Below are 23,970 nucleotides of genomic sequence, written 5' to 3' on the forward strand. Positions count from 1 at the left end.
CGTGCGCCCAGGGCGGAACCATGCGCTTCGAGGTGACCGCGGGCGGGGGCGGACCGCTGACCGGTCGGGTCGTCGTCGCCGACGCCGTGACCGGCCGCCCGATGACCCGCGCGGCCGTGCGCGGCACCCGCTGGACCCTGGACGTTCCGCGCGACTGGCCCAGTTCGCTGTACGTGGCCCGCTTCCACGACGACCGCCCCGAGACACCGGAACCGGAGCGGGACCCCGAGCACGAGGTCTGGTTCGCCGTCCGCGCGGCGCGGCCCGCGACCGCATCGGCGGTGCTGGTCTCCATCCCCTTCGCCACCTGGCGGGCCTACCACCGCGCCGGCCAGCCGGGCCGCAGCATCTACTACGCCGAGGAACCGGGCCGCGCCGCGCGGGTGTCCTTCACCGATCCGGGCGGCGGTCCGCCGCCCGAGCGCTGGGAGGAGCCGCTGCTGCGCTGGCTCCCCGAAGCCGGGTACCCGGTCGAGTTCTGCTCGGGCCTCGATCTCGACGACGGCCGCGAACTCCTGTCCGCCTACCGGCTGCTGATCGTCAACGGCCACGACGAGTACTGGTCGGCCGGGATGCGCGACAGCGTCGAGGAGTTCGTCCGCAGGGGCGGGAACCTGGCGGTGTTCGCCGGCAACACGGCCTGGTGGCAGATGCGGCTGGAGGACGGCGGGCGCACGATGGTGTGCCACCGCGACGCCACCACCGACCCGGTCGCGGCCACGGACCCGCGCCGCACGACGGTGGAGTGGTCCAGCTCGCCCGTCGACCGTCCCGAGAACTCCATGACCGGGGTCAGCTTCCGCAACGGCGCCGGTTCCTGGGGCGCGGGCATGTCGCTCATCGGCCGGGAGTCGTACACGGTCCGGTTCGCCGACCACTGGGTGTTCGAGGGCACCGGCCTGGGCGACGGAGACGCCTTCGCCCGGGGCGCCCTCGGCTACGAGACGGATGCCGCCGAACTCGACTGGTCGTCGGGGGTGCCGCGGGCCACCGGGCGGGACGGCACCCCGCGCTCGTTCGCCGTCCTCGCCACCGCGGACCTGCGTCACTGGCGGACGTACGGGCAGGGCGGCTGGGCCACCATGGGGGTCTTCCGGCTGGGCGCCGGCACGGTCTTCAACGCGGCCACCATCAACTGGGGCCGTGCCCTGGACGATCCGGCCGTGGACCGGGTCACCCGCAATGTGCTGGACCGCCTCGGCGGCGCGGTGCCCGTCCCCTCCTGGCACACCGTGGGACGGGCGACCGGGGTGCGCGCGCTCGCCGCCTGCGAGGGGCTGCTCTTCGCGGTCGCCGAGGACGGCAGGACGCTGCTGCACCGCGAGCCGTGCGACCAGAACCTGCCGTGGACCGCCTGCCCGCCGGTGCCCGGCGGGCCGGAGCCGGAGATCCGCTGCCTGGCCGCGCCCCGCGAGGCGTGCCATCCCACCCCGCTCGCCCTGCTGGCCGTCGGCACGGACGACCGGCTGCTCGTACGCGACCCGGTGCCGGGGCCGGCCCCGTGGACCCCGGCCGGTACGGTCCCGGCCGGCACGACGGCGCTGGCCATGTGCGACAACACGCTGTTCGCGGTGACGCCGCACGACGACACCCTGCACCACCGGCCGGCCCTGCGGCCCGAAGCGCCGTGGACTGCGCTGGGGCCGGCCGGCAAGGCGGTCTCGCTGGCGGTGCTCAACGCGCGTCTGTACGCCTGCGGTCCGGACGGGCTGCTGACCCGGCCCCCGGTCACCACCGAAGCGCCCTTCGCCCCCGCGGGCGCCTTTCCCGCCGCCACCGCGCTCGCCGCGTACGCGGGCCGGCTGCTGGCGGCGACGGACGACGGCCTGCTCGTCAGCCACCGGCCGCGGTCCGTCGCGACGGGGTGAACTCGGGCCCGCGCGGCCCGGATCGCGGGGTCCGGGCCCCGGCCGGCGCGGGCCCCGCCGCACGGCCCCGGCACCGGAAAGCTACCTGGCGGTACACGGCACACTCCGCAGAGCGACGCGGCACGGCCGGGGCCCAAGTACCGCACCGTGGAAAGCCCTCTCCCGACCGACTCTTCACCGTTCTTTCACCTGCTCGGACAGCGGGAAACTCAGTCCGTACGACAACCGGGAAATTGGGACTCCCCAATCTGCACATCGTGGGCTTAACTTAGGTGTCATGACCTCCCCCCGCTCCACCTACGGTGGCGGCTACTACGCCGCGCCGTCGTTCCCCGACACTCCGATCTACGACTCTCTGGTCGCGGAGCGGGGCACCCCTCAGATCGCACCGATCCGAGTGCCCGCCGCCTACGACACCGGCAGCAGCTATCTGCCGGCGCTCCCCGCGGCCCTGCCGGCTCTTCCCGCGGCGCCCTCCCAGCCCCAGCCGTCCTACGGCTACCCGCAACAGGCGGCGCAGCAGCAGCACTACGCGCCGATGCAGCCCCCGCAGTTGCAGCACGCGCCGGCACCGTACATCCCGCAGCAGCCGGCCGGCGGCCGGGGGATGTACCAGGCGCCCCCGCCGCAGCAGCAGCGGCCCGCGCAGAGCACGGGGTACGAGTCGATGCGCCCGGCCGCGCCCCGGCCCGCGCCCGTGCAGTCCCCGTACGACCCGTACGGCCAGCCCTACCAGGGCGGCCGGGGCTACCAGGGCGGCCAGGGCTACTAGGACCTGATCCGGCGTCGCCGCACGGGCGGCGCCGGGGGCGGCTTCCCCCTGCCGCCCCGTGCCCGCACCTCGATCGATGCCCGAACGCGCCCGTCGCGCGGCGACCACCCCAGGGGAGGGGCCGTCCGCGACGGGCCGTTTCCGGCCGCTGTCACGCGCCCGGGAACTCACGGCGACGTGCCGTGCGTTGGGACCGATGGGCCGCTTCCGACGCGCGGCCCGGCCATCCGTACCGGGTCAGTACGGACACGGAAGGGGGTGCGGGACCGTGCGAGCGATGACCGGTGTCGTGCGCTGGCGCCACAACCCGCTGCGCCGGGCGACGGACCGGTTCGAGGCCTGGCTGGCCCTGGTCGCGTTCCTGCTGCTGATGCTGGCGGCTCCGGCCCTGGGCTGGCTCTGCGGAACGCGGACGGACGCGGCGCTCCAGGCGGTGGTGCGCGCCCAGCGGGCCGAACGGCATCCCACGACCGCCGTGGTGGTGCGCCGGGTGACGGCCGCCCGTTTCACCGCCGACCCGGAGACGTCCACCGACAGCATGCGGCGCACCGCCGTGGTGGCGCGCTGGCGCGCCCCGGACGGCAGCGCCCGCACCGCCGAGGTCAGGACCGCCGGACGGAACGCGAATCCGGGGACCCGGGTCCGGATCTGGACCGACCGGCGCGGCGATCCCACGACCCGCCCGATGGACGCGGCGACCGGGCACACGCATGCCGCGCTGGCCGGGTTCGGCGCGGCGCTGCTGGCCGCGCTGCTGATCGAGTGCGGCCGGCGCCTGATCCTGTGGCGCATGACGCAGCGCCGGTACGAGCGCATCGACCGGGCCTGGGCGGCGGTCGGCCCGGACTGGGGCAGGACGGGCGCGGGTAGCTAGGCCGGGTGCCCGGACCTGCGGATCGGGTCAACTCCCGGCCTCCGCGCGCGCTACGGTGGACCGGCCCGCCCGTCGCTTCCCCGGCAGGCGGACCCCGGCTGGTCGCCGTCGCGAGGCGGCTGACACGGGCATCACACACGCACCACGAGGCGGGGGCACGACAGCGCCATGGCACAGGGCACGGTCCAGGTGACGCACACCGGCACATCGCGGTGGCGGCGCCGCACGGGTGAATACGCCTCCCTCACCGCGGCGCTGGAGGCGGCGGCCGACGGTGACGTGCTCACCGTCGCGCCCGGCACCTACCGGGAGAACCTGGTCATCGGCCGCGCGGTGACGCTGCGCGGGCCCGAGGGCGCGGTCGGCTCCGTGCGCATCGCCCCGGCGGACGGGGTGCCGCTGACGCTGCGCGCCTCCGCCATCGTCCAGGACGTCCATGTGGAGGGCCAGGACTCGGCGGCCCCCGCCGTGCTCGTCGAGGAGGGCGCGCCGGAGATAGCGGATGTACGCATCGTGACGCGCTCGGCCGCCGGTGTCGAGGTGCGGGGCTCCGCCCGGCCCACCGTCCGGCGGTGCACGGTGGACAATCCGGCCGGCGTCGGCATCGCCGTGCTCGACGGCGCGGGCGGGGTGTTCGAGGAGTGCGAGATCGTCTCGGCCGGCCAGTCCGGGGTCGCCGTGCGCGACGGCGGGCATCCCCGTCTCGACCGCTGCCGGGTGCACCACGCCTCGGGCGCCGGACTGTCCGTCACCGGGGAGGGCAGCGGCCTGGAGGCCCTGGGCTGCGAGGTGTACGAGATCAAGGGCAGCGGTGTCCAGGTGACCTCGCGCGCCGCCGCCCACCTCACCGACTGCACGGTGCACCGCACTTCGGCGGACGGCGTCACGCTGGACACCGACGCGGTGCTGACGCTGGCCGACTGCGACATCCACGACATCCCGGAGAACGCGGTGGATCTGCGTTCGCGGGCGGTGCTGACGCTGACCCGGTCGACGGTGCGCCGCTTCGGCCGCAACGGGCTCTCCGTCTGGGACCCAGGCACCCGGGTGGACGCCAACCAGTGCGAGATCCACGACAGTACGGGCGACTATCCGGCGGTCTGGGTCAGCGACGGGGCGACGGTGATACTGGATTCCTGCCGGGTCCACGACGTGCCGGACGCCCTGTTCGTCCTCGACCGGGGCTCCCGCGCCGACGTCGTGGACAGCGATCTCTCCCAGGTCCGCAACACGGCGGTCTCCGTCAGCGACGGCGCGACCGCGCAGCTGGACGACTGCCGCATCCGGGAGGCGTCGACCGGCGCCTGGTTCCGGGACCACGGCAGCGGCGGCACGCTGAACAACTGCACCGTCGACGCCGTCCAGACGGGGGTGATCGTCACCAAGGGCGCCGACCCGGTCATCGAGCGGTGCACGGTGACCTCGCCCGCCGAGGCCGGGTTCTATGTGTCGGCCGAGGGCCGGGGCACGTTCAACGGCTGCCGGGTCACGGGCAGCGAGGGCTACGGCTTCCATGTGATGGAGGGCTGCCGCACGACGCTCACCCGGTGCCGTACCGAGCGGTGCGCGCGCGGCGGCTACGAGTTCCCGGAGGGCGCCGGCCAGCAGGACGGCACCGGAAGCGGGCCGGTCGTCGAGGACTGCACCAGCGACGAGAGCGGACTGCGGACCACCGCTCCCCCGCCGGCCCCGGTCCTGACGGCCACCCAGTCCGCGCCCGGGCTGCTCGGCTCCGTCCCCGCACCGCGCCCGGTGGAGCCGCAGCCGGCCGCCTCCGCCGCCCCCGCGCGCACGTCCGGCGAGGTGCTGGGCGAGCTGGACGCGCTGGTGGGGCTGGACAGCGTCAAGCGGGAGGTGCGGGCGCTGACGGACATGATCGAGGTGGGGCGCAGGCGCCGGGAGGCCGGGCTGAAGGCGGCCTCGGTCCGCCGCCATCTGGTGTTCACCGGTTCGCCGGGGACGGGCAAGACGACGGTGGCCCGGCTGTACGGGGAGATCCTGGCGGCGCTCGGGGTGCTGGAGCGGGGCCATCTCGTGGAGGTGTCCCGCGTCGATCTGGTCGGTGAGCACATCGGCTCGACCGCCATCCGTACGCAGGAGGCGTTCGACCGGGCGCGCGGCGGGGTGCTGTTCGTCGACGAGGCGTACGCGCTGTCGCCCGAGGACTCCGGCCGGGACTTCGGCCGGGAGGCGATCGACACGCTGGTGAAGCTGATGGAGGACCACCGGGACGCGGTGGTCGTCATCGTCGCCGGGTACACGCGGGAGATGGAGCGGTTCCTGACCGTCAATCCGGGGGTGGCGTCCCGCTTCTCGCGGACCATCACCTTCAGCGACTACGCGCCGGACGAGCTGCTGCGGATCGTGGAGCAGCAGTCGCGGGAGCAGGAGTACAGCCTGGCGTCGGGCACCGGCGAGGCGTTGCTGAAGTACTTCGCGGAGCTGCCCAAGGGCCCGGCATTCGGCAACGGGCGCACCGCTCGCCAGACGTTCGAGTCGATGGTCGAGCGGCACGCGGGCCGGGTCGCCCAGCTCGCCGATCCGAGCACGGACGACCTCACTCTGCTGTTCCCGGAGGACCTCCCGGCACTGCCCTGAAGTCCTCGCGGGCGGGTTCCGTCTGCTGGGGCAGGACGGGCACGAGCCGTTCCAGGAGGGCGGCGCGCTCCTCGGCGAAGACGGGGTCGGCCTGGTAGTCGGAGTGGCCGAGGACCGGCTCGGGCAGCGGATGCTCGGGGGTGCGTCCGTAGACCAGCGGGTCCTCCAGCGGGCCCCGGTCGACTTCCGGGCCGGATTCCAGGCCGAGCCTGATCGCGCCGCCGATGGGGTCGGTGGCCCGCCACAGGTTGCGCCAGCAGTGCACGGAGCGGTGCAGCCCGTGGAGCTGCTCCGGTCCGAAGTAGGCCGGGAACCAGCGGCCGTAGAGGCGTTCGAGCGGGGAGCCGTAGGTGAGCAGGGCGACCCGGCGGCGGGTGCGGGCGGGCAGCTGCCAGACCGCGGAGGCCGCGAGGACGCTGCCCTGGGAGTGCCCGGAGATGACGAGGCGGCCGCGGGTGAGGGCGGTCCAGCCGGACATCCGGGAGGCCAGGTCGGGTACGGCGCGCTCGGCGTAGCAGGGCGGTGCGAAGGGGTGGGCGGCGCGCGGCCAGAACGTGCCGACGTCCCACAGGATGCCGATGGTGCGCCGGGCGGATTCGTCGCGGTAGGCCCGTCTGCCGCAGGCGACGAAGACGAGGAAGCCGAAGCCGATCAGCCAGGAGCCGGTGGACTGGGCCGCCTCGGCCACCGATTCGGCGAAGGAGCCGCTGCCGTCGAGGGCGCGTCCGGGGACCTCGCCGGTGGCCCAGGCACCGGCGACCGCCGCCGCGCCGAGCAGGAGCGTGGCGCCGGAGACGAGTCCGAGCATGCCGGGGGCGGAGTCGGTGAGCGCGGCCGTGGCCCGGATGAGGGCGATCTGCTTGGTCCGGGACGGGTCGGGGCACGGCTCCCCGTACTCGGCGTCGATGACCGGTTCCAGCCGGCGGGCGGTCAGCCAGGTGCGTACGCCGAGGACGGCGCCCGGTACCAGGAGCAGTGCGAGGAGGACGGGGATGACGGACGCCTGCCAGCTGAGCAGGACCGGCGGTCCCGCTATGAAGGCGCTGCGGCCCATGCCGGGGCTGCCGGGTCCGTCGAGCCAGTCGGCGACGCGCTGGGCGATGCCGCCGGTCATCACGCCGCCGAGGGCGCAGGCGAGCATCGCGACGGCGGGTCCGCCGAGGCCGCGCAGAACGGTGCGCGGCTCGGGGCAGCGCCGGTAGAGGTCGAGGGAGACGGCGGCGAGGGCGACGATCAGGATGCCCTGGGCGAGGGTGACCACCCGGAACGTGGTGTCGCCGGGGAGGGTGCCGGAGGAGGTCCAGCCGGGGCGGGACCAGCCGGCGTGCACGGCGGCCAGGACGAGGAGGGTGAGCGCGGCGCCGGGCAGCCAGGTGATGAGGGCGCGGTCGAGCCGGTTGTCGAGGCGGCGTTCGCTGCGGCCCCGGCGGCAGACGACCCAGAGCACGACGATCAGCCCGGCGGCGAGCGCGATCTCGATGAGCCGGCCGAGGTACGGGGCCACGGGTCCGCCGGCCGCGCGGTCGTGGCGGGCGGCGGCCTCGGTGACGGACGCGGTGACGGTGAGGAAGCCGGCGGCGGTGTGGGCGGCGCGCAGCCGGGCGACGAGGCGGCGCCCGTACCAGAATCCGGGCCGTCCGAGCGCGGGGCGGACGATTTCGGGGGCGGGCAGGGGGTCGGTGCCGTCCTCGTCGTCCGCGTGGGCGCCGGTCAGCGGGCGCTGGGATTCGTAGGCGCTCCAGGTCCGGTTGGACAGGAACCAGAGCAGTCCGACGAGCGCGGCCGGTACGACGGCGGCCAGGGCGAGGCGGCGGCCGGGCTGCGACCACCAGCCGCCCTGGTCGGCGGCGAGGAAGCCGAGCCAGGAGCGCTGGTCGGAGCAGGCGGCGACGCCCGCGCACTGCCAGGCGGTGAGGTCGAGGGCGACCTCACAGGCGGCGGCCGTGAGCAGCACGGTGAGGCTGAGCGCGATGAGCCGTACGAGGACTCCGTAGAGCCGGACGGCGCGGGGGCGCCGCCGGGCGACGGGGCGCATCCAGTGGGCGAGGTTGATCACCATGAACGGCAGGAGCAGCAGCCACAGCGCGCGGGAGCCGTTGCCGGAGGTGAGGTTGGACCAGCAGTACGCCTCGGCGACGGGCTTGTCCCGGTAGCGCTCGGGGTGCTGTTCGGCGTCGGTGTCGGCGGAGCGGCGGTAGATGGCGGCGGTGGTGTCGCCGGTGATGCGGACCGTGCGCGGGTCGACGAGCATGTCCTGGGGGGTGGTCCCGCCCACCCCGTGGACCAGTAATTCCAGCGCGGGCCCGGTGGGGTGCGGGGCAGGGGTGGCAGGGGGCACGGGCGTCTCGCTCTCGGAGGGGGAAGGCGGCTGATGCCCGGTCACCGCGGAAGCGGACAGGCGCGGTGCCGTGGTCGTCGTCCGTCCTGTCGAATCTTCCCCCGGAGGACGGTCGCCGACACCGCGTGGCAGGATGACTCCGTCGATACGGACTCCTGTACGGCCAGAGGGAAGGGCGAGGGCCCCGGCGTTGAGCGAGAATCAGAATCTGCTCGCGGAGCAGCGACGTGCGCTGATCCTCGACGAGGTGCGCCGGCGCGGCGGGGTGCGGGTCAACGAGCTGACCCGGAAGCTGAGCGTCTCGGACATGACGGTCCGCCGGGATCTGGACGCGCTGGCCCGGCAGGGTGTGATCGAGAAGGTGCACGGCGGCGCGGTGCCGGTGGTCGAGGCGAGTACGCACGAGCCGGGTTTCGAGGCGAAGTCGACGCTGGAGCCGACCGCCAAGGAGGACATCGCGCGGGCCGCGGCCGCGATGGCCGTGCCGGGCAGTGCGATCGCCCTGTCCGGCGGCACCACGACGTACGCGCTGGCGCGGCATCTGCTGGACGTGCCGGATCTGACGGTGGTGACGAATTCGGTGCGGGTCGCGGACGTGTTCCACGCGGCGCAGCGGCCGGCCGGTTCGGGCGGGCGTCCCGGAGCGGCGACGGTGGTGCTGACGGGCGGGGTGCGTACGCCGTCGGATTCGCTGGTGGGCCCGGTCGCCGACCGGGCGATCGCCGAGCTGCATTTCGATGTGCTGTTCCTCGGGGTGCACGGGATCTCGGCGGAGGCGGGGCTGTCCACGCCGAACCTGGCGGAGGCGGAGACGAACCGCCGGTTCGTGCGGTCGGCGCGCCGGGTGGTGGTGGTCGCCGACCACACCAAGTGGGGCACGGTGGGCCTCAGTTCGTTCGCCACGCTGGACGAGGTGAGCACCCTGGTGACCGACGCGGGGCTGCCGGCGGCGGCGCGCGCGGAGATCGAGGAGCATCTGCCCGGCCTGCTGGTGGCCGGCGGGGGCGACGCCGCCGACGGCGGCTGACGGGAAAAGGGGGATTCCGCTCCGCTCGTGACAGCGCTGTCACCCCCTAGGATTTGGGTGTGGCCGTCTTCCGGATCGAGCGTTTCACTCCGTTGTCCGCAGCCGAGTCCTGGCGCCGGGTGACGGACTGGGAGCGGCATGCGGCGCATGTGCCGCTGACCACGATCACGGTGCCGACGGGGTTGCCGACGCGGGTCGGGACGGTTTTCGTGGCGCGGACGGGTGTGGGTCCGCTGGCGTTCGACGATCCGATGGAAGTGGTCCGCTGGTCGCCGCCGGCCGGGGGCCGGGCGGGGACGTGCCGGCTGGAGAAGCGCGGCCGGGTGGTGCTGGGCCGGGCGTCGATCGATGTGTATCCGAACCGGGCCGGCTCGCATGTGGTGTGGGTGGAGGAGCTGAGCCTGCGGCTGCTGCCGCGCTGGGCGGACCCGGTGGTCGCCGGGGCGGGGCGGCGGGTCTTCGGGCGGGTGCTGGACGCCGTGCTGGACCGTCCGGTGCGCCGGTACGGCTGAGACCGGCCGGCGAATGGAGGGCGGCCGGCGCTCCCGCACCGGCCGGCCGGTCCGTTCCGGTCAGTTCCGGGGCCAGCTGCCGGTGGTCAGGAAGTGGTCGATGGTGCGGGTGTACGGGGCGATGTCGAGGCCCTGTTCGGTGAGCCAGGCGTCGGAGTAGTACTTGTCGAGGTAGCGGTCGCCGGGGTCGCAGATCAGGGTGACGACGCTGCCCGCGACGCCCTGGGCGAGCATTTCGGCGACCAGCTTGAACGCGCTCCACAGCCCGGTGCCGGTGGAGCCGCCCGCCTTGCGCCCGATGGCGCGTTCCAGGGTGCGTACGGCCGCGACGCTGGCCGCGTCCGGCACCTTCATCATCCGGTCGATGGCGCCGGGCACGAAGCTGGGTTCCATGCGCGGCCGGCCGATGCCCTCGATGCGCGAGCCGCAGTCGCTGGTGACGTGCGGGTCGTTGTGGGTCCAGCCGTCGAAGAAACAGGAGTTCTCCGGGTCGGAGACACAGATCCTGGTGTCGTGCTGCATGTAGCGCACATAGCGGGCGATGGTCGCCGAGGTGCCGCCGGTGCCCGCGGTGGCGACGATCCAGGTGGGTTCCGGATACCGTTCGAGCCGCAGTTGCTGGTAGACGGACTCGGCGATGTTGTTGTTGCCCCGCCAGTCGGTGGCCCGCTCGGCATACGTGAACTGGTCCATGTAGTGGCCGCCGGTCTCCGCGGCGAGCCGTGCCGATTCCTCGTACATGCGGCGGGAGTCGTCCACGAAGTGGCAGCGTCCGCCGTGGAATTCGATGAGCCGGCATTTCTCCGGGCTGGTGGTGCGGGGCATGACGGCGATGAACGGCACGCCGATGAGTTTGGCGAAGTACGCCTCCGAGACTGCGGTCGACCCGCTGGACGCCTCGATGACCGGTTTGCCGGGCCTGATCCAGCCGTTGCAGAGCCCGTAGAGGAAGAGCGAGCGCGCCAGCCGGTGCTTGAGGCTGCCGGTGGGGTGTGTCGACTCGTCCTTGAGGTAGAGGTCGATGCCCCAGGTGTCCGGCAGCGGGTAGCGCAGCAGATGGGTGTCGGCGGAGCGGTTGGCGTCGGCCTGCACCTTGCGGACGGCGTCCTTGAGCCAGGTGCGGTAGGCCGGGTCGGAGCGGTCGATGTCGAGGGTGGTCGCGGCTGCGCCGCCGTGCCCGTGCTGGGGGGTGTCCATCTGCGCGCTTCTCCTCGTACGGCCGGTTCGGGTGGCCCCACGATAGGCCCCCCACCTGCACAAACATTGACTTTGATGGTCCATAGCACTGCCTTGGTGTCGGGGCGGGGAGCGGCGCCGCACGGCGGCGCGAATGCGCCGTTCACCCACCGGCCCGCTCTGGTGCGCGGGGGCCGGGATGTGCACACTTCGTCTCAGAGGCATGACGAAGGGGGCGAAGAGGCCATGTCCGAAACGGAGTTCAGTGCTACGGGTGTGCGCATCGACCGGTGGGCGCGTTCGGTCACGAGGGCCGGGCAGGTGACCGTCAAGGACGGCCGGGTGGCCCTGCTGACGAGTTACGGGCGGGAGATCGACAGCGCGCCGGTGGGAACGGTGCGCGCGGGCCGGCCGTGGTTCGCGGGGGCGGACGCCACGGTCGCGCGGGTCAACGGGACGCGGTACCGGCTGACGATGCGGCCGCCGGAGGGCAAACCCGGTGACGCGGCGCCCTCGCACCGGTTCCTGGAGGCGCTGTACAGCGCGGGGGGCAGGCGGAGCTGACGGCGCCGGGGCCGGGGGCACCGCGAGTTGCGCGGGTGTATGCCCTGAGCGACATTGGAGTCACGTCACTCATGGTGTACCGGCGGTGACACTGCGATCCAGGCCCGCCGGCCCGGACTCAGCAGCGGTCGTGGGCTGAATCCGTTCCTCCGTCTTCTTCCGGACCTATTTCGGGGAGTCGCAGCCGTGATCAGCGAGCCAAGCAGGCACTGCACGGTGGAGCTCCAAGCCCTGCCGTCGCGGATCGGTCAGGTCCGCAGAATCGTCTCGGCGCAACTGCGCCACTGGCATCTCGACGCTCTGATCGACCAGACGACACTGGGCGTCACCGAGCTTCTCACCAATGTCCACCGGCACGCACAGCCGGACAAGGCGTGCACCGTCGAGATCGAGTTGCTGCTCGAACGGCTCATGGTGTCCGTCCATGACCACGATCCGCGGCTGCCGACCGTGCGCGAGGCCGACGAGTCCAGCACGTCGGGGCGCGGGCTCGCGCTGATCGCCGCGGTCAGCGAGAGCTGGGGCGTACGCCCCCGGGGCGGTGCGGGGAAGGTCGTGTGGTTCACGCTCCCCACCCCGGCCACGCCCGGCCGGCCGCCGCGGGAGGTGTACGGGGCGACCGCGGACGGGCCGTTCGACCTGGTCGTCCTGGAGCCGCCGCAGGGCGCGCCGCCCCCGACGACGCGTTCGGCGGTGGTGGGCTGAGACCGCGGAGGCGGGGCACTCCCGAGGTGCCCCGCCTCCGTGCGTATGCGTACGGCAGCCGCGCCGGGCTCAGGCCAGGGCGCCCAGCGGGTCGTCCAGGACCGGCTGCCAGGCCAGCTCCGCCGCACCGACCAGGCTGTTGTGGTCGAGGGTGCAGGGCAGGATCGGGACGCTGCCGCTGCGGCCCCACAGGCTGCGGTCGGCCACCACCGCGCGCAGGCGTTCGGGGTCGGCGTCGAGCAGGGCGCGGTGCAGTCCGCCGAGGATGATCCGGTCCGGGTTGAGGATGTTGACGAGGCCGGCGAGCCCGAGGCCGAGCCGGTCGATCAGCTCCTCGGCGGCGGCGCGCACCGCCGGGTCGTCGTACTCGTTGCGCAGCAGGTCGCCGGACTGCTTGAGCAGCGACTCCTCGGGGCCCGGAGTGCGCCCGGCCGCGGTGAGGAAGGCGAGCGGGTCGGTCTCCACGTCCAGGCAGCCGCGTCCGCCGCAGTGGCAGGGGCGGCCCTCGGGGTGGACGGTGAGGTGGCCGACCTCCAGGGCGAGGCCCGAACTCCCGGTGTGCAGGCGGCCGTCGAGGACGAGGGCGCCACCGACGCCGCGGTGTCCGGTGGCGACACAGAGCAGGTGCTGGGCCTCGCGTCCGGCGCCGTGCCGGTGCTCGGCGAGCGCGGCCAGGTTGACGTCGTTGCCGGTGAACGCCGGTCCCTCGATGCCCGCTTCGCGGACGCAGGTGGCGAAGATCTCACGGACCGGGGCGCCGGCCGGCCAGGCGATGTGGAGCGGGTTGAGGGCGGTGCCCTCCGGTTCGGCGACGGCCGAGGGCACCGCGAGCCCGGCTCCTACGCACCGCAGTCCGCTGTCCCGCAGCAGCCGGGCGCAGTGGTCCACCACCTCGCCGATGACCTGGGCCGGGTCGGCGGTGATGGTGACGCAGCCGGGCGCGGTCGCCACGAGCCGGCCGCCGAGGCCGACGAGCGCGGCGCGGAAGCCGTCCGCGTGCACCTGGGCGGCGACGGCCACCGGGCCGGACTCGCGGACGGCCAGCCGGTGCGAGGGCCGGCCCTGGGAACCGGCCGCCGAGCCGGGTCTGGAGTCGACCTGGATCAGGCCGAGCGCTTCGAGTTCGGAGGCGACCGCGCCCGCCGTGGCCCGGGTGACCCCCAGTTCGGACGTGAGAACGGCGCGCGTGGGCGCGCGTCCGGTGTGGACCAGTTCCAGTGCGGGTCCGAGCGCGCTGCGGCCCCTCTCCAACTTCGTCCGGGTGGTGGTCACCTTGCCGTTCATGGGGGCGAGTCTCCCATGGTCCGGGGGTGCCTTTGACCCCGTGGTGGCCGACTTGCCCCGGGTGCGGCACCCCGGCGCACCCCTGGTACGCACGGTCCGGGCCGGGTCGGCCGGCCGTGTTGCGCCGGCTGTCGGGCCGCCCCTATGCTGAGTTTGTGCCGCAACTAAACAAACTGCGGACGGCACTACCGGGGGGACCGGGCGGCAACACCGCCCCGCTCTCGTCGGCCCGTCTCCGTACCGCGCTGACCGTGTTCTTCGCCCTCGACGGCTTCCTCTTCGCCGGCTGGGTGGTCCGCATCCCGGCCATCAAGCAGCAGACCGGCGCCTCGGCCGCCACCCTCGGCCTCGCTCTCCTCGGTGTCTCAGCCGGTGCCGTGGTCACCATGACGCTCACCGGCCGGCTCTGCCGCCGGTTCGGCAGCCACGCGGTGACCGTGGCCTGCGCCGTGCTGCTCTCCCTCGGCATCGCGCTGCCCGCCCAGACGCACTCGGCGCTCTCGCTGGGGCTGGTGCTGCTGGTCTTCGGCGCCGCCTACGGCGGGATGAACGTGGCGATGAACAGTGCGGCGGTGGACCTGGTATCCGCGCTGCGCCGGCCCGTGATGCCCGGCTTCCACGCCGCGTTCAGCCTCGGCGGGATGCTCGGCGCGGGGCTCGGCGGCCTCGTCGCGGGCGGTCTCTCGCCCGCCCTGCACCTCTTCATCCTGACCGGAATCGGACTGCTCGTCACCGCCGTCGCGGGCCCGGCCCTGCTGCGGCACCCGGCGCCCCGGCTGCCGGAGACCGCGGACACCCCCGGACACTCCGGCGCCCGGCTGTCCGGGCGGGCCCGGAGAGTGGTGCTGCTGTTCGGCGTGATCGCGCTGTGCACCGCGTACGGGGAAGGCGCCCTGGCCGACTGGGGAGCCCTGCACCTGGAGCAGGACCTGCACGCCCGTCCCGGTGTGGCCGCCGCCGGATACTCGCTGTTCGCGCTGGCCATGACGGCGGGCCGGCTCAGCGGCACGGCCCTGCTGGAACGGCTCGGGCAGACCCGCACCCTGGTGGCGGGCGGCGCCACCGCGGCGGCCGGAATGCTGCTGGGCGCGCTCGCCCCGACCGCCTGGCTCGCGCTGCTCGGCTTCGCCGTCACCGGACTCGGCCTGGCGAACATCTTCCCGGTGGCGGTCGGCCGGGCCGGTGAGCTGGCGGGCCCCGGCGGGGTCGCGGCGGCCTCGACGCTCGGCTACGGGGGCATGCTGCTCGGGCCGCCCGCGATCGGCTTCCTGGCCGACTGGTTCTCACTGCCGGTGGCCCTGACCACGGTGGCGGTGCTGGCCGGCGCGGCGGCGGTCCTGGGGTACGGGGCCCGCGGGGCGGCGGCGCGGGCCCGATGAGCCTGCGGCCCGCGCGGCCCGCTGACACAATCCGTCCATGAAAACCACGGAGCACATAGAGACCCTGGCCGCCGAGGGCCGCCTGCTGGCGGACGCGGCGGACGGGGCGGGGCTCGGAGCGCCGGTGCCCACCTGTCCCGACTGGCGGGTGCGCGATCTGCTCCGGCACACCGCGATGGTGCGCACCTGGGCCGCCGCCCTGGTGCGCGAGGGGCGCGCCTCGTACATGCCCGACGCCGGCGAGCCGGAACTGGACGGGCCGGAGCTGTCGGCCCACTTCCGGGCCTGCCACCGGCATCTGGTGGAGGCGCTGGGCAGCGCGCCGCAGGATCTGGAGTGCTGGACCTTCCTGCCCGCCCCCTCGCCGCTCGCCTTCTGGTCCCGCCGCCAGGCGCACGAGACGACGATCCACCGGGTGGACGCCGAGTCCGCGCGCGGCGGCGCCCTCTCTCCCATCTCCGCGGCCCACGCGCTGGACGGGGTCGACGAGTTGCTGCTCGGCATGCACACCAGGCCCAGGAGCCGGGTGCGCACCGAGTCCCCGCGCACGCTGCGGGTGCGGGCGACGGACACGGGCACCGTGTGGACCGTACGGCTGTCCGCCGAGCCGCTGTCCACGGTGCGCGAGGAGGCGCCCGGCCCCGGGGGCGACGCGGACTGCGAGCTGAGCGGCCCGGTCGCGACGCTCTACCTGGCGCTGTGGAACCGGCTCCCGCTGACGGACCTCGCGGTGACGGGGGACGAAGAGCTGGGCCGGCTCTGGCGCGACAACTCCGCGATCACCTGGTCGTGAGGCCCACCGTGCGGGCCAGCTCCGTGACGGCCCGGCGGAAGAAGACCTCGCGGGCCTCCACCACCTTGTGGAACTGGCCGAACACCTCGAAGGAGACCAGGCCGAACAGCTGCGACCAGGCGGCGACCAGCGGGGCGGCCACCTCCGGCGCCAGACCGGGGGCCACATCGGCGGCGATGCGTTCGGCCTCCGGGCGCAGTTCGTCGGGGAGCGGCGGGAGCTCCCGGTCCTCGTCGCGGTAGGCGTCCTCGACCACGGCGATGAGCACCATGCCGACGCGCGCGGCGGGGCCGACCGTGTCCTGCGGGGCCGTGTAGCCGGGCACGGGCGAGCCGTAGATGAGCGCGTACTCGTGGGGGTGGGCCAGCGCCCACGCGCGTACGGCGAGGGCGACGGCGACCCAGCGGGCGGTGCCGGTGGTGCCGGGCGTCCCGGCGGCGGTGCGGTGGGCGCGCTCGGCGGCCTCGCCGACGGCGTCGTACGCGTCCACGATCAGGGCCGTCAGCAGCTCGTCCCGGCTGGGGAAGTAGCGGTAGAGGGCGGAGGAGACCATGCCCAGCTCGCGCGCGACGGCGCGCAGCGACAGCTTGGCCGCGCCCTCGGCGGCGAGCTGCTTCCTCGCCTCGTCCTTGATGGCGGCGGTGACCTCGGTGCGGGCCCGTTCCCTGGCTCCCCGGATAGCGCTCATGGGGTTCAGTCTGCCACGCGGCCGGAGCGGTGACCAATAACGAGAGCGGTGCTCTTGCTTTTGAGCACCCATCGCGTGCACACTGATCTGGAGCGAGAGCAGTGCTCTCGGAAATCACTTCTCCACCGTGGGGGTCACACCATGTCGCACTCCGAGCCGTACTACCTGCAGGGCAGCCCGCTCAACGTCCGCCTCAACAGCGTCGTCGGCTGGCTCGCGCGGCACGGGATCAGCCTGGCCGGTTCCCAGGAGCTGTCGGTGCGGGGCCGCAAGAGCGGCAGGATGCAGCGCGTTCCGGTCAACCCGCACACGTACCGGGGCGAGCGCTACCTCGTCTCCGCCCGCGGCCACTCGCAGTGGGTGCGCAACATGCGGGCGGCCGGCGGCGGCGAGCTGCGCACCGGCCGCAGGACGCGGGTCTTCACCGCCGTGGAGATCGCGGACGACGCGCACAAGGCGGCCGTCGTCCGGACCTACCTGGAGCGCTGGGGCTGGGAGGTCAAGGACTACTTCCAGGGCGTCACCGCGAAGTCCACGGACGCCGAGATCCTGGCGGCCTGCCCCGACCACCCCGTCTTCCGCATCACCGAGGCGGGCTGACGCGCCGAACGGCACGTCAGCCCCGGCGGGCGCGGAAGGGCTTCGCGCAGACGGCCTATTCGGCGGTCTGCGCCTTGCGGTCCATCACCGAGAGCGCCCGCTGGGCCAGCGGGTGCGAGCGGACCAGTTCGGCCAGCGAGGTCGTGCCGCGGGTGATGCCCGCGAACGCGTTCCACGCCGGGCGGAAGCCCGTCAGCACGGCGTGCAGCAGGCCCGGACGCCGCTCGAACAGCTTCAGCATGCGCCGGCCCACGCTCATCTCGACGCCGAGTCCGGCCTTGATGGCGAAGGCGTAGTTCAGCGCCTGGCGGCGGGCGTCCACCGCGTCGTGCGCCTCGGCGACCCGCACCGCCCACTCGCCGGCGAGCCGGCCGGAGCGCAGCGCGAAGGAGATGCCCTCGCGGGTCCACGGCTCCAGCAGACCGGCCGCGTCCCCGCACACCAGCACCCGGCCGCGCGAGAGCGGCGAGTCCTCGCTGCGGCAGCGCGTCAGATGGCCGGAGGAGATCTTCGGCTCGAACCCGGCCAGGCCGAGCCGCGCGACGAAGTCCTCCAGATACCGCTTGGTGCCCGCGCCGTCGCCGCGCGCCGAGATCACCCCGACCGTCAGGGTGTCGCCCTTGGGGAAGACCCAGCCGTAACTGCCGGGCATCGGGCCCCAGTCGATCAGGACGCGGCCCGCCCAGTCCTCGGCGACCGTGGGCGGGACCGGGATCTCCGACTCCAGGCCGAGGTCGACCTGGTCGAGCTTCACCCCGACATGTGCCCCTATCCGCCCGGCGCTGCCGTCGGCGCCGACCACCGCGCGGGCCAGCACCGTCTCGCCGCCGGCCAGCACGACCGCGACCGTGCGCCGGTCGGGCACCGCGGCGCCGTGCTGCTCCACCCGCGAGACGGTCGCGCCGGTGCGCAGTTCGGCGCCGGCCTTCTGCGCCTGCTCGACCAGCCCCGCGTCGAACTCGGGGCGGTTGATGAGCCCGAAGAGCATCCGCTTCGAGCGGCGGGTGCGCGCCAGCCTGCCGTTGAGCGAGAAGGTGACCGCGTGAATCCGGTCCCGCAGGGGCAGTTCGAAGCCGGGCGGCAGGGCGTCGCGCGAATATCCGATGATGCCGCCGCCGCACGTCTTGTAACGGGGCAGCTCCGCCTTCTCCAGGAGCAGTACCTTGCGGCCCGCGACGGCCGCCGCGTATGCCGCCGAGGCTCCCGCCGGTCCGGCGCCGACTACGACGACGTCCCACACGGACGACTCTTCGTGCTCATGTCCGGCGTCTGCGTTCTCGCTGCTCACGATGTGCTTCTGCTCCCGATCCGACCAGTGGCCCAAGCTGCTCACGGCATCCTACGGCGCGTTGTGGCCGAGATCCCCTGTGGGAGGATCGGCCGAGTCTCCGACGTACCCGCGACGCCACACTCCGGGCGGGCGGGTAACCGGAAACGTACACATAACGTCGCACCTACCAGGAGCGTGCCCCATGACCCGCCGTCCGATCCCCGAGACAGTCGCCTCGCTGATGCCCCGTGCCAAGGCGGAGCTGGCCGAGCTGGTGGCCTTCCAGTCGGTGGCGGACCCCGCGGTCTTCCCGAGGAGCGAGTGCGAGGCCGCCGCCGAGTGGGTCGCCGCCGCCCTGCGCGCCGAGGACTTCCAGGACGTGGCCCTGCTCGACACCCCGGACGGCAGCCAGTCCGTCTACGGCTACCTGCCGGGCCCGGCGGGCGCGCCGACCGTGCTGCTCTACGCGCACTACGACGTGCAGCCGCCGCTCGACGAGTCGGCCTGGATCTCCCCGCCCTTCGAGCTGACCGAGCGCGACGGACGCTGGTTCGGCCGGGGCGCCGCCGACTGCAAGGGCGGCTTCATCATGCATCTGCTCGCGCTGCGGGCGCTGAAGGCGGACGGCGGGGTGCCCGTCGGCGTCAAGGTGATCGTGGAGGGCTCGGAGGAGCAGGGCACCGGCGGCCTGGAGCGGTACGCCGAGGCGCACCCCGGACTGCTCGCCGCCGACACCATCGTGATCGGTGACACCGGCAACTTCCGGGTGGGTCTGCCGACCGTGACCTCGACGCTGCGCGGCATGACGATGCTCCGGGTGCGGCTGGACACCCTGGAGGGCAATCTGCACTCCGGGCAGTTCGGCGGCGCCGCGCCGGACGCGCTGGCCGCGATGATCCAACTGCTCGCCTCGCTGCGCGCCGAGGACGGCTCGACCACGGTGGACGGACTGACCGCGGACGCCGGCTGGGACGGCCTGGAGTACGCGGAGGAGGAGTTCCGCCGGGACGCCAAGGTCCTCGACGGGGTCGGGCTCATCGGCACCGGCACGGTCGCCGACCGGATCTGGGCGCGGCCCGCCGTCACCGTGATCGGCATCGACTGCCCGCCCGTCGTGGGCGCGACGCCCTCCGTGCAGGCGAGCGCCCGCGCGCAGATCAGCCTGCGGGTGCCGCCGGGCCAGGACGCCGAGCACGCGACGAAGCTGCTGACCGCGCACCTCCTGGCGCACACTCCGTGGGGCGCCCGGGTCTCGGTCGAGCAGGTCGGCCAGGGGCAGCCGTTCCGCGCGGACCTGACGAGCCCGGCCTACACGGCGATGGCGGACGCCATGCGGGTCGCGTATCCGGGCCAGGAGATGCAGTCCTCGGGCATGGGCGGCTCGATCCCGCTCTGCAACACGCTGGCGGGGCTGTACCCGGAGGCGGAGATCCTCCTGATCGGGCTGAGCGAGCCGGAAGCGCAGATCCACGCGGTGAACGAGAGCGTGTCGCCCCGGGAGCTGGAGCGGCTCTCGGTGGCCGAGGCGCTGTTCCTGCGCAACTACGCGGCGTCCAAGGCGGTCTGAGGCTTGGCGGGTGCGGGCTACGCGTTGAGCGAAGCTCGCCGAGAGCGTAGATCCATGCGGCGGCCGGACGTTCGCGCGTACGTTCGCCGCATGGATCTCGTCGAGGTGCTTCCGCAGCTGCACATGTTCCGTTTCCCGATCGGCCAGGCGTATCTCTGGTCCGACGGGCCTGAGCTGACCCTGATCGACGCGGGCGACGTGAACGCGGCGCCCGCCATCGAGGAGGCGGTGCGCGGCCTCGGCCACGACCCCGCCGCCCTCGCCCGGATCGTCATCACCCACGGCCACCGGGACCACTACGGCGCCGCCCGGGAACTGGCCGACCGCCACGGTGCCGAGATCCTGGCCCACCGGCTGGACGCGCCGGTGATCCGGGGCGACGAGGAGGTCGGGGAGCCGGTGCTCCTGGACTGGGAGCGCCCGCTGTACGCGCATGCGCTGACGGTCCCCCCGGCTCCCCCGACCCCGGTGGACACCGAACTGTCGGACGGGGCGGTGCTGCCGTTCGGCGGCGGGGCGCGGGTGGTCCACTCCCCCGGTCACACACCGGGCTCCATCGGTGTGCATCTGCCCCGGCACGGTGTGCTGTTCACGGGCGACTGCGTGGCCGGCGTCGGGCAAGTGATGCTGGGCGTGTTCAACATCGACCGGGCGCGGGCCGTGGACTCGTTCCGGCGGCTGGCCGCCCTGGAGCCGGCCACGGTCTGCTTCGGACACGGCGACCCCCTCACCGAGAACGCCGCCGCGGTCCTGCGGGCGTCAGCCCACGGGGACGCCGGCTTCGAGGTTGAGCACGGCTGAGCGTTCGCGGGCCCGCAGCGCCCAGCGCAGCCGTGCGTAGCGGGTGGGCGGCAGCAGGGCGGCCGCCTCCTCCTCGGTGACGAAGCGCCAGCCGCGCAGTTCGGAGCCGGGCAGCAGCAGCCCCTCGGCGTCCGCGCGGGGCAGCAGCCCGCCGTCGAACAGCAGCCGCAGCCCGCCGTATCCGGGTGGTTCGGGCGCCTCCCAGTCGATGACGAGGAGCTTGGGCACCCGGTCGAGGTGGATGCCTATCTCCTCGGCCACCTCCCTGATGCCGGCCTGGGCGGGCGCCTCTCCGGACTCCACCACACCGCCGGGGAACTCCCAGCCGGGCTTGTAGGTGGGGTCGACGAGCAGGAACCGGTCGTGCTCGTCGAAGAGCAGCACCCCGGCGGCGACGGTCTCGGCGGTCGGCTCGGGTGTCTGGACGATCTCGCAGGGCGGGGCGGCCCCGCTGCGCACGGCCTCGGCGATGCGCTCGGCGGTCTCGCGCGGGGTGAGGGCGCCGTTGTCGATGGTGTGGGCGTCCCCGGTGATCCATTGGAGCGCCGAACGGTAGGTTTCGATGCGGTCGTACGCCCAGCGGCCGGTCGGGTCCACGCCCTCGGCCTCGCCGGGGCATTCCGCCCGGTGGGCTACGCGCGCACGCAGGATCGTTTCCTCCGGGGCGAGCAGCACATGGCGTACCGGAATGCGCCGGGCGGCGAGCCCGCCGAACATCTCGTCGCGGTACTCCTGGCGCAGCAGCGTCATCGGCACGACCAGGACGCCGCCCAGCTCGGCGAGGAGCGCGGCCGCGGTGTCGACCACGAGGCGCCGCCAGATGGGCAGGTCCTGAAAGTCCGTCACTTCGGCGAGCTTCTTCTGGGGCAGCAGGGTGCGCAGCCCCGTCCCGGTGAGTTCCGGGTCGTACAAGGTGCTGTTCGGGATCAGATCGATCAGTTCACGCGCGGCGCTGGTCTTGCCGGCGCCGAACGCACCGTTGATCCAGACGATCACGGTTCCCCCTCTTCCGTAGCAGCCCCCTGTGGCTTGCCCGCAACACCCCGCTGCGGAAACACCCCCGGGGCGACGCGTTGTTACGGGGTGTCGCCCCGCCAGTCCCACTTGTCCGGCTCGTCCTGGCGCGGCCCGTACTCGGCGCGGCCGCCCGGACCGTAGGCGCCGATCTCGGTGACCAGGGCGGACCCGTCCGCCAGGGCGACCGGTGTCCATCCCGTCACGTCGAGGAGCAGGCCGTCGAGCGGACCGCCCACCAGTTCCCGGTACACGCGCCCCGGACGGGGGCCGGGGTCGGGGTCTTCGTGGTCGGCGCCGTACACCCGCCGTCGCATGATCTCGTCCATGGGTGCAGGATCGCACCCGCCACTGACAGCGACCGCGGTGCGCGAGGCCCGGCGGGTCACCGGCTCCACGCTTCGGTCACAACTCCATCACTTGCGGAGGAACTCGCTCACGGCCGTGCCGCCCGCTGGCTACGGTCGGGCTCTCCACGCAAACCCTGGGGGGGTTCCATGTCGCACAACCCGTCCCCGCAGCCGGCGCCCTGGGGGCCGCCGCCGCCCACGCGCACCGGTCCATCGCCTTCCGGCGGCGCGCCGGGCTGGGCAAGGAAACGTATCGTCATCCCGGTCGCGCTGGGCGTCTTCGTCATCGGCACCCTCATCGGCGCCGCCGGGGGCTCCGGTTCGGACAGCGAGACCGCGGCGAAGGCGTCCCCGGCGCCGACCGTCACCACGACGGTCTCGGTCACCCCGTCACCGGCGCCGGCCGTGACGGAGACGGTCACCGCGAGTCCCGAGGTGGTGCCGACCGTCACGAAGACGAAGACGGTGAAGGTCACCGTCACCCCGGAGGCGCCCGCCGACACCTCGGACGACTCCGGCGACTACGGCTCGGGCACCTCCGGTTCGAGCGGCGGAGGCGGCTCCACCTACTACGCGAACTGCAGCGCCGTCCGCGCGGCCGGCGCGGCCCCGATCCGCCGGGGCGACGCCGGTTACGGCCGCCACCTCGACCGCGACGGCGACGGAGTCGCCTGCGAGTAGGGGGCACCCCGCGACCGGGGCCCCGTCCGGCTGTTTCGGTCCGGACGGGCCCCGGCCCGTACCACCGCGCCCCGCCCTCAGCGCGTGCTCAGCACGCTCCCGGCCGTCCGCGCCGTGAAGGCCGCCGCCGCGGCGCCCACCAGCCCCGCGTCGTTGCCCATGACGGCGGGGACCACCGTCAGCCGCCGCACGAACGACAGCGTGGCGTAGCGGCGCAGCGCGGTCCGCAGCGGCCCGAACAGCGGCTCCCCGGCACCGGCCACCCCGCCGCCGATCACCGCGATGTCGATCTCGACCAGGGTGGCCGTGGCGGCGATCCCGGCGGCCAGGGCCTGCCCTGCGCGTTCGAAGGAGGCCGCGGCGACCGGATCGCCGGCCCGTGCCGCCGCGGCCACGCCCAACGCGCTCGCGTCCCCGTCCGGGCCGGGCCGCCAGCCGCGCTCCAGCGCGCGGCGCGCGATGTTGGGGCCGCTGGCGATGCGCTCGACGCAGCCGCGCGACCCGCACGGGCAGGCGTCGCCGTCGAGGTCCACACTGATGTGACCGATGTGGCCGGCGTTTCCGCTGGGGCCCGGATGCAGGGCGCCGCCGAGGACGAGCCCGCCGCCGACGCCGGTCGAGACGACCATGCACAGCGCGTTGTCGTGGCCGCGCGCCGCACCGAGCCAGTGCTCCGCGGCGGTGACCGCGACACCGTCGCCGACCAGGGTGACCGGCAGACCGCCGGTGGCCGCGGCGACCCGCCGCACCAGCGGGAAGCCGCGCCAGCCGGGCACGTTGACCGGGCTGACCGTGCCCCCGGCGGCGTCCACCGGGCCCGCGCTGCCGACCCCGACGGCCGTCGCCTCGCCCCAGCGCGGCGACGCGGCCAGCTCGGCCAGGACGCCCTCCACCGCCTCCATGACCCGCTCACCGCTCTCCCGCGCGGGCGTGGGGCGCCGCGCGCGGGCGACCAGCGCGCCGTCCCGGTCCACCAGAGCGCCGGCGATCTTGGTGCCCCCGATGTCCAGTGCGGCGACGAGATGGGTTTGCATCGGTGCGGCTCCGGTGGTGTGGACGGAATGTGCGGCTCAGGTGAACAGTTTGCCCAGTCTCCATTCCCTTGACAA

21 protein-coding genes and 1 pseudogene are annotated in these 23,970 nt (G+C 74.1%); 14 read left to right on the plus strand and 8 right to left on the minus strand.

Annotated elements, in window-relative coordinates:
- Positions 1 to 20 precede the first annotated feature (20 nt).
- From OG710_RS01915 to OG710_RS01930, 4 genes are all read left to right on the plus strand, one after another.
- Positions 21 to 1,868 carry a N,N-dimethylformamidase beta subunit family domain-containing protein gene (locus OG710_RS01915; protein WP_330237793.1) on the plus strand — a complete coding sequence of 616 codons (1,848 nt, stop codon included), beginning with the start codon at positions 21 to 23 and terminating at the stop codon, positions 1,866 to 1,868.
- Positions 1,869 to 2,145: 277 nt separating this feature from the next.
- Positions 2,146 to 2,640: a DUF6643 family protein gene (locus OG710_RS01920; protein WP_330237794.1), complete on the plus strand. Its 495-nt coding sequence runs from the start codon at positions 2,146 to 2,148 to the stop codon at positions 2,638 to 2,640.
- Positions 2,641 to 2,917: 277 nt separating this feature from the next.
- On the plus strand, positions 2,918 to 3,514 hold the full coding sequence (locus OG710_RS01925; protein WP_330237795.1) for an Rv1733c family protein: 597 nt from the start codon (positions 2,918 to 2,920) through the stop codon (positions 3,512 to 3,514).
- A gap of 168 nt (positions 3,515 to 3,682) precedes the next feature.
- Positions 3,683 to 6,112: a right-handed parallel beta-helix repeat-containing protein gene (locus OG710_RS01930; protein WP_330237796.1), complete on the plus strand. Its 2,430-nt coding sequence runs from the start codon at positions 3,683 to 3,685 to the stop codon at positions 6,110 to 6,112.
- Here the strand turns inward: OG710_RS01930 and OG710_RS01935 are convergent.
- Positions 6,085 to 8,450, minus strand: a pseudogene (locus tag OG710_RS01935) (hypothetical protein); the annotation flags it as partial. The gene OG710_RS01930 and the pseudogene OG710_RS01935 sit on opposite strands and share 28 nt — an antisense overlap.
- Before the next feature lie 190 nt (positions 8,451 to 8,640).
- Between OG710_RS01935 and OG710_RS01940 the strand changes: the two are divergent.
- Positions 8,641 to 9,477, plus strand: coding sequence for a DeoR/GlpR family DNA-binding transcription regulator (locus OG710_RS01940; protein ID WP_330237797.1), 837 nt, complete (start codon positions 8,641 to 8,643; stop codon positions 9,475 to 9,477).
- Positions 9,478 to 9,536: 59 nt separating this feature from the next.
- Entirely contained in the window at positions 9,537 to 9,989 is a 453-nt protein-coding gene (locus OG710_RS01945) for an SRPBCC family protein (protein ID WP_111334698.1), read from the plus strand.
- Between the two features lie 60 nt (positions 9,990 to 10,049).
- Here the strand turns inward: OG710_RS01945 and OG710_RS01950 are convergent, their stop codons facing one another.
- Positions 10,050 to 11,186, minus strand: a complete 1,137-nt coding sequence (locus OG710_RS01950; protein WP_330237798.1) for a PLP-dependent cysteine synthase family protein — start codon at positions 11,184 to 11,186, stop codon at positions 10,050 to 10,052.
- Between the two features lie 225 nt (positions 11,187 to 11,411).
- On the opposite strand from OG710_RS01950, the gene OG710_RS01955 reads away from it, so the two are divergent.
- Both OG710_RS01955 and OG710_RS01960 read left to right on the plus strand, forming a co-directional pair.
- Positions 11,412 to 11,729, plus strand: a complete 318-nt coding sequence (locus OG710_RS01955; protein ID WP_111334692.1) for a hypothetical protein — start codon at positions 11,412 to 11,414, stop codon at positions 11,727 to 11,729.
- Positions 11,730 to 11,915: 186 nt separating this feature from the next.
- Positions 11,916 to 12,434 (plus strand): ATP-binding protein, encoded by a 519-nt coding sequence (locus tag OG710_RS01960; RefSeq protein WP_330237799.1) that lies wholly within the window; start codon positions 11,916 to 11,918, stop codon positions 12,432 to 12,434.
- 69 nt (positions 12,435 to 12,503) lie between these two features.
- On the opposite strand, the gene OG710_RS01965 is transcribed toward OG710_RS01960, so the two are convergent.
- Entirely contained in the window at positions 12,504 to 13,718 is a 1,215-nt protein-coding gene (locus tag OG710_RS01965) for an ROK family protein (RefSeq protein WP_330237800.1), read from the minus strand.
- 155 nt (positions 13,719 to 13,873) lie between these two features.
- Here OG710_RS01965 and OG710_RS01970 point away from each other — a divergent pair, with 155 nt between their 5' ends.
- Positions 13,874 to 15,097 (plus strand): MFS transporter, encoded by a 1,224-nt coding sequence (locus OG710_RS01970; RefSeq protein WP_330237801.1) that lies wholly within the window; start codon positions 13,874 to 13,876, stop codon positions 15,095 to 15,097.
- A gap of 37 nt (positions 15,098 to 15,134) precedes the next feature.
- The gene (locus OG710_RS01975; protein WP_330237802.1) at positions 15,135 to 15,890 is read left to right on the plus strand and encodes a maleylpyruvate isomerase family mycothiol-dependent enzyme; all 756 of its coding nucleotides are present in this window, start codon (positions 15,135 to 15,137) and stop codon (positions 15,888 to 15,890) included.
- Here the strand turns inward: OG710_RS01975 and OG710_RS01980 are convergent.
- Positions 15,877 to 16,578 (minus strand): TetR/AcrR family transcriptional regulator, encoded by a 702-nt coding sequence (locus tag OG710_RS01980; RefSeq protein ID WP_330237803.1) that lies wholly within the window; start codon positions 16,576 to 16,578, stop codon positions 15,877 to 15,879. The two genes, OG710_RS01975 and OG710_RS01980, sit on opposite strands and share 14 nt — an antisense overlap.
- A 141-nt stretch (positions 16,579 to 16,719) precedes the next feature.
- On the opposite strand from OG710_RS01980, the gene OG710_RS01985 reads away from it, so the two are divergent.
- A complete protein-coding gene (locus OG710_RS01985) occupies positions 16,720 to 17,178 on the plus strand; it encodes a nitroreductase/quinone reductase family protein (RefSeq protein ID WP_330237804.1) in 459 nt (152 codons plus the stop codon).
- A 55-nt stretch (positions 17,179 to 17,233) separates the two neighbouring features.
- On the opposite strand, the gene OG710_RS01990 is transcribed toward OG710_RS01985, so the two are convergent.
- The gene (locus OG710_RS01990; RefSeq protein WP_111335891.1) at positions 17,234 to 18,466 is read right to left on the minus strand and encodes a geranylgeranyl reductase family protein; all 1,233 of its coding nucleotides are present in this window, start codon (positions 18,464 to 18,466) and stop codon (positions 17,234 to 17,236) included.
- 184 nt (positions 18,467 to 18,650) lie between these two features.
- Between OG710_RS01990 and OG710_RS01995 the strand changes: the two genes are divergently transcribed.
- Together OG710_RS01995 and OG710_RS02000 are read left to right on the plus strand one after the other, a co-directional pair.
- A complete protein-coding gene (locus OG710_RS01995) occupies positions 18,651 to 20,015 on the plus strand; it encodes a dipeptidase (protein ID WP_330237805.1) in 1,365 nt (454 codons plus the stop codon).
- A 90-nt stretch (positions 20,016 to 20,105) separates the two neighbouring features.
- On the plus strand, positions 20,106 to 20,816 hold the full coding sequence (locus OG710_RS02000; protein ID WP_330237806.1) for an MBL fold metallo-hydrolase: 711 nt from the start codon (positions 20,106 to 20,108) through the stop codon (positions 20,814 to 20,816).
- On the opposite strand, the gene OG710_RS02005 is transcribed toward OG710_RS02000, so the two are convergent.
- Together OG710_RS02005 and OG710_RS02010 are read right to left on the minus strand one after the other, a co-directional pair.
- The gene (locus tag OG710_RS02005; RefSeq protein ID WP_330237807.1) at positions 20,775 to 21,812 is read right to left on the minus strand and encodes an NUDIX hydrolase; all 1,038 of its coding nucleotides are present in this window, start codon (positions 21,810 to 21,812) and stop codon (positions 20,775 to 20,777) included. The genes OG710_RS02000 and OG710_RS02005 overlap by 42 nt on opposite strands.
- Positions 21,813 to 21,892: 80 nt before the next feature.
- Positions 21,893 to 22,159: a hypothetical protein gene (locus OG710_RS02010; RefSeq protein ID WP_111334666.1), complete on the minus strand. Its 267-nt coding sequence runs from the start codon at positions 22,157 to 22,159 to the stop codon at positions 21,893 to 21,895.
- Positions 22,160 to 22,327: 168 nt separating this feature from the next.
- Here OG710_RS02010 and OG710_RS02015 point away from each other — a divergent pair, with 168 nt between their 5' ends.
- Positions 22,328 to 22,861, plus strand: a complete 534-nt coding sequence (locus OG710_RS02015; RefSeq protein WP_330237808.1) for an excalibur calcium-binding domain-containing protein — start codon at positions 22,328 to 22,330, stop codon at positions 22,859 to 22,861.
- 77 nt (positions 22,862 to 22,938) lie between these two features.
- Here OG710_RS02015 and OG710_RS02020 read toward each other — a convergent pair whose 3' ends face one another.
- Positions 22,939 to 23,895 carry an ROK family protein gene (locus OG710_RS02020; RefSeq protein ID WP_330237809.1) on the minus strand — a complete coding sequence of 319 codons (957 nt, stop codon included), beginning with the start codon at positions 23,893 to 23,895 and terminating at the stop codon, positions 22,939 to 22,941.
- Positions 23,896 to 23,970: the final 75 nt, after the last annotated feature.

Source organism: Streptomyces sp. NBC_00525, assembly GCF_036346595.1.
Lineage (GTDB): Bacteria > Actinomycetota > Actinomycetes > Streptomycetales > Streptomycetaceae > Streptomyces.

Excerpts from the sequence above, each read along its gene's own strand:
- OG710_RS02015 (WP_330237808.1), top strand. The coding sequence starts at position 22,328 with ATGTCGCACAACCCGTCCCCGCAGCCGGCGCCCTGGGGGCCGCCGCCG.
- OG710_RS02010 (WP_111334666.1), bottom strand. The coding sequence starts at position 22,159 with ATGGACGAGATCATGCGACGGCGGGTGTACGGCGCCGACCACGAAGAC.
- OG710_RS01950 (WP_330237798.1), bottom strand. The coding sequence starts at position 11,186 with ATGGACACCCCCCAGCACGGGCACGGCGGCGCAGCCGCGACCACCCTC.
- OG710_RS01975 (WP_330237802.1), top strand. The coding sequence starts at position 15,135 with ATGAAAACCACGGAGCACATAGAGACCCTGGCCGCCGAGGGCCGCCTG.
- OG710_RS01915 (WP_330237793.1), top strand. The coding sequence starts at position 21 with ATGCGCTTCGAGGTGACCGCGGGCGGGGGCGGACCGCTGACCGGTCGG.
- OG710_RS01925 (WP_330237795.1), top strand. The coding sequence starts at position 2,918 with ATGACCGGTGTCGTGCGCTGGCGCCACAACCCGCTGCGCCGGGCGACG.
- OG710_RS02020 (WP_330237809.1), bottom strand. The coding sequence starts at position 23,895 with ATGCAAACCCATCTCGTCGCCGCACTGGACATCGGGGGCACCAAGATC.
- OG710_RS01995 (WP_330237805.1), top strand. The coding sequence starts at position 18,651 with ATGACCCGCCGTCCGATCCCCGAGACAGTCGCCTCGCTGATGCCCCGT.
- OG710_RS02000 (WP_330237806.1), top strand. The coding sequence starts at position 20,106 with ATGGATCTCGTCGAGGTGCTTCCGCAGCTGCACATGTTCCGTTTCCCG.
- OG710_RS01955 (WP_111334692.1), top strand. The coding sequence starts at position 11,412 with ATGTCCGAAACGGAGTTCAGTGCTACGGGTGTGCGCATCGACCGGTGG.
- OG710_RS01980 (WP_330237803.1), bottom strand. The coding sequence starts at position 16,578 with ATGAGCGCTATCCGGGGAGCCAGGGAACGGGCCCGCACCGAGGTCACC.
- OG710_RS01985 (WP_330237804.1), top strand. The coding sequence starts at position 16,720 with ATGTCGCACTCCGAGCCGTACTACCTGCAGGGCAGCCCGCTCAACGTC.
- OG710_RS01930 (WP_330237796.1), top strand. The coding sequence starts at position 3,683 with ATGGCACAGGGCACGGTCCAGGTGACGCACACCGGCACATCGCGGTGG.
- OG710_RS01965 (WP_330237800.1), bottom strand. The coding sequence starts at position 13,718 with ATGAACGGCAAGGTGACCACCACCCGGACGAAGTTGGAGAGGGGCCGC.
- OG710_RS01920 (WP_330237794.1), top strand. The coding sequence starts at position 2,146 with ATGACCTCCCCCCGCTCCACCTACGGTGGCGGCTACTACGCCGCGCCG.